We start from the raw sequence: 4,122 nt of genomic DNA on the forward strand, positions 1-4,122 counted from the left end.
CCGACCACCCGGATCGGATCTATCGGATCGACATCGAACAAACCGTGACCATCAGCATCTCCAGGCACAACTCATGATCTCGCGAAACCCGCCACGATCAGCGGAACCCAACTGGCGTGTTACTGACCCACGCTCCTAGGGGAACAGGTGCGGGTCGGGCTCGCGGGAGACGTCGGCGCCGAGGGCGACGAGCTGGTCGACGAACCGCGGGTAGCCGCGGTCGATGTGGAACGCGCCGCCGACCGTGGTGACGCCCTCGGCGACGAGCCCGGCGAGCACGAGCCCCGCGCCCGCCCTGATGTCGGTGGCCTGGACGGGTGCGCCGGACAGCCGCTCGCGCCCGCGTACGGCCGCGTGGTGACCGTCGACGTGGATCTCCGCGCCCAGCCGGATCATCTCGTTGACGAACATGAACCGGGCCTCGAAGACGTTCTCGGTGATCATCGCGGAGCCGGACGCCACCGCGTTGAGCGCGATCACCAGCGGCTGCAGGTCGGTGGGGAATCCCGGGTACGGAAGCGTGACCACGTCGATCGCGCGGGGGCGTTCGGCGCCGACGACCCGTAGCGTGTCGTCGTCGACGGTGATCGTGGCACCCGCGTCGGTCAGCTTCTCGAGCGGCATCTCCATATGGCACCCGCGTGCGCCGCGGATGAGGACGTCCCCGCCGGTCATCGCGCCGCCGAACGCGAACGTGCTCGCGACGATGCGGTCGGGCGTGGTCACGTGGCGCGTCGCGCTGAGGCCGGGCACTCCCTCGACCTCGATCATCGAGGTGCCCGCTCCCCCGATCTTGGCGCCCATCTGCTGCAGCATGTCGATGATGTCGACGATCTCCGGCTCGCGCGCCGCGTTGTCGATGACCGTACGGCCGTCGGCCAGCACCGAGGCCATCAGGATCGTCTCCGTGGCGCCGACGCTGGGGAAGTCGAGCACGACCGTGGCGCCGGTCAGCCCGTGCGGCGCCTTCGCGATCAGGTAGCCGTGCTCGCTCTCGATGGTCGCGCCGAGCCGTTCGAGTCCGGCGATGTGCAGGTCGAGCCCGCGCGAGCCGATCGCGTCGCCACCCGGCAGCGCGACGCGGGCCTCACCGGTACGCGCGACGAGCGGTCCGAGCACGCAGATCGACGCGCGCAACCGGCGGACGAGCTCGTACTCGGCCGCGTTGCCCGGCCGGGCCGGCACCGTGATCCGCACCGAGCCGTTCGTGCGCTCGGTCTCACAGCCGAGCTGCTCGAGAAGTTCGGACATGAACTGCACGTCGAGGATGTCGGGCACCGATTCCAGGTGCGTCGTGCCCTCGGCGAGGAGGGTCGCCGCCATCAGCTTGAGCACGCTGTTCTTCGCGCCCACGACCTGGACCTCACCCGCCAGCCGGGCGCTGCCTTCGACTCGAAACCGTTCCACCCGCGGCATGCTACGCGTCCCGATCTCGTCGGGGACGGCTAGCCTGCTGTCATGACAGGCAAGAAGTCGAGGCTCGTGCTCTCGCAGATCTACACCCGCACCGGCGACGACGGCACCACCGCCCTCGGTGACATGTCGCGTACGCGCAAGACCGACCCACGGGTCGAGGCGTACGGCGAGGTCGACGAGGCGAACAGCGCGATCGGTGTCGCGCTCGCCCTCGGCGAGCTCCCCCAGCCGGTGACCGACCTGCTGCTCAGGGTGCAGAACGAGCTGTTCGACGTCGGCGCGGACATCTGCGCACCCGTGGTCGCCGATCCCGAGTTCCCGCCTCTCCGGATCGACCAGAGCTACGTCGACCGCCTCGAGCAGGAGTGCGACGAGTTCAACGCGGATCTCCCCTCGCTGCGCAGCTTCGTGCTGCCCGGCGGCACCAGTGGCGCGGCGCTGCTCCACGTCGCCCGCACGGTCACCCGGCGGGCCGAACGCGCGACCTGGCAGGCGATCGAGCGGCACGGCGACGCGGTCAGCCCGCTCACCGTCACCTACCTGAACCGGCTCTCCGACCTGCTGTTCATCCTCGCCAGGTCCGCCAACGCCGAACGAGGCGACGTCGAATGGCGACCGGGCGGCGAACGCACCTGACCGCGGGTACATTCAGCCGTATGGCCACCGAGAAGGTCACGTTCACGCAGGCGCGCGAGACGCTCCTCGCGACCCTGTACGGCAGGGCACTCGACAGCAGGTCGAAGAACCCGATCCTGGGCGACCACGCGGCGGCCGAAGCGGTCGAACGGATCGACTACGACTTCCGCAAGCCGAGGATGACCCCCATGACCGCGGCCGGCGTGGCGATGCGGGCACGGCAGCTCGATGTGTGGACCAGGGAGTTCCTCGCCGACCACCGGCAGGCGGTCGTGCTCCACCTGGCCTGCGGCCTCGACACCCGCGTGTCCCGCGTCGACCCGGGCCCGGGCGTCCGCTGGTTCGACGTCGACTACCCCGACGTCATCGAGCTGCGGCACAAGCTGTTCCCCGACCGCGACAACTACCGGACGATCGGCACCTCGGTGACCGACGACGGCTGGCTCGACCAGGTGCCCGCCGACCGTCCGGCGATCGTCGTCGCCGAGGGCCTCACCATGTACCTCACCAAGGCCGAGGGCCGGCGCCTGATCACACGCCTGACCGACCACTTCCCCGGCGGTCAGCTCGTCTTCGACGTGTACGGCACGCGCGGCATCCGCATCCAGAAGTGGGTGCCCGCCGTCAAGCGGTCCGGGGCGACGCTGTACTGGGGCGTCGACGACCCGAGCGAGCTCGAAGCCTGGCACGAGGGCCTGACCTGCATGACGGCGATCGACAGCTTCGACGTGCCCGGCTCCGACCACCTGCGCCGGTCGACCCGGATGCTCCTGCGGGCGTGCGCGGCGTTCCCGCCGTTCAAGAAGATCGGCCAGGTGCTGCGCTACCGGTTCTGACCTGACTCGGGACGCTAGTGTCCTAGGTGATGTGGTCCATGTAGGCGCTGGGCGGCGCCGACTCGAGCCAGGCGAGGAAGCCGGTGAGCGCGCCCTCGCTCATCGCCAGCTCGAGGGCCCGGCGGCCGTTGCGCACCTCGACGACCACGGCACCGGCGTTGACGGCCAGGGCCTCGGGGCCTGTCGGGACGCGCCGCTTGCGTACGGTGAGGTCGCGCCGCGACACCGTCTCGCTCGGACGAGCGGCGAAGCTGAAGACGCGGTACCACTTGAGCACGTCGCCGTCGTACCTGGCGACGCCGAGCACCCAGCCGCGGCCGAGCGTACCCATCTGCCGGCGCAGCGAGCAGTCGATCGTGCCGCTGCCACGAAGCAGCATGCGGCGGCGGACGGCGAGTACGACGAACGTGAGCGTGAGGACGAGGACCAGGACCAGGACGGCGCCGATGCCGTCGATCGCGAGGTTGCGGCCCAGGAGCTCCGCCGTGACCGCGTCGGGCAGTACTCCCTGGCCTACTGGTGCCTGCCCTGCCGGTCCGGTGGTGTCCCCCATGGCGCTCGCTGCGTTCCGTCCGTCGCCGGTCGCCTAGACCTCTTCCCCGGCGGCGCGCAGTTGCGCCTGCGCTTTCCGCGCCTCCGCCTGTGACTCCTCGTCGTCGGCGGACGCCGCGCGTTCGTACGCCGAACGCGCGGCGGAGACGTCGACCTCGTCGCCGAGCACGGCCGACTCCGCCAGGATCGAGACCCTGTTGTCCGCCACCGACAGGAAGCCGCCGCCGACTGCGGCACGAAGCACCTCGGCGTTGCCGTCGTCGAGCACCCGGACGACACCGCCCTCGACGAGGGTGCCGAGCACCGGTGCGTGCTGGGGCAGCACACCGATGTCGCCGTCGGTGGTCTTGGCGATCACCATGTGCGCGTCGCCCGACCACACTTCTCGTTCGGGCGACACGAGCTCGACGTGCAACTGGCTCACGGGTGACCTCCGGGGCGCGAGGGTAGGGGCGTCCTAGTGGCGAGGATAGCCGCGCACACTCGCCGGTCGTTGGAGGGCACCCGCTTCGTCATGACATCGCAATAATTCGACGCAGCACCCTAGTAGTACTTTGTTATGTCGAGTCTGCGGGGGTGGGTGGGCGTGGCAGGACGGGTTGCAGGCAGAGACGGCAAGCGCCGGTCCAGACGCCGAGTAGGGCCTGGAGTTCGCGGAGGACGGCGTAAAGAGTCAGGCCGG

At 70.0% G+C, this 4,122-nt stretch carries 5 protein-coding genes; 2 read left to right on the forward strand and 3 right to left on the reverse strand.

Annotation, left to right across the window (positions count from 1 at the left end):
• Positions 1–135: 135 nt before the first annotated feature.
• Complete coding sequence (murA, locus tag GEV10_31885) at positions 136–1,416, reverse strand: UDP-N-acetylglucosamine 1-carboxyvinyltransferase (protein MQA83002.1); 1,281 nt, start codon at positions 1,414–1,416, stop codon at positions 136–138.
• Between the two features lie 42 nt (positions 1,417–1,458).
• On the opposite strand from murA, the gene GEV10_31890 reads away from it, so the two are divergent.
• Both GEV10_31890 and GEV10_31895 read left to right on the forward strand, forming a co-directional pair.
• Positions 1,459–2,052, forward strand: a complete 594-nt coding sequence (locus GEV10_31890; protein ID MQA83003.1) for a cob(I)yrinic acid a,c-diamide adenosyltransferase — start codon at positions 1,459–1,461, stop codon at positions 2,050–2,052.
• Positions 2,053–2,072: 20 nt separating this feature from the next.
• A complete protein-coding gene (locus GEV10_31895; GenBank protein MQA83004.1) occupies positions 2,073–2,888 on the forward strand; it encodes a class I SAM-dependent methyltransferase in 816 nt (271 codons plus the stop codon).
• Positions 2,889–2,910: 22 nt separating this feature from the next.
• Here GEV10_31895 and GEV10_31900 read toward each other — a convergent pair whose 3' ends face one another.
• Positions 2,911–3,441, reverse strand: coding sequence for a DUF2550 family protein (locus tag GEV10_31900; GenBank protein MQA83005.1), 531 nt, complete (start codon positions 3,439–3,441; stop codon positions 2,911–2,913).
• Between the two features lie 33 nt (positions 3,442–3,474).
• A complete protein-coding gene (locus GEV10_31905; GenBank protein MQA83006.1) occupies positions 3,475–3,864 on the reverse strand; it encodes a F0F1 ATP synthase subunit epsilon in 390 nt (129 codons plus the stop codon).
• Between the last annotated feature and the right edge of the window lie 258 nt (positions 3,865–4,122).

The sequence above is a fragment of the Streptosporangiales bacterium genome (genome assembly GCA_009379955.1).
In the GTDB taxonomy this organism is placed as follows: domain Bacteria; phylum Actinomycetota; class Actinomycetes; order Streptosporangiales; family WHST01; genus WHST01.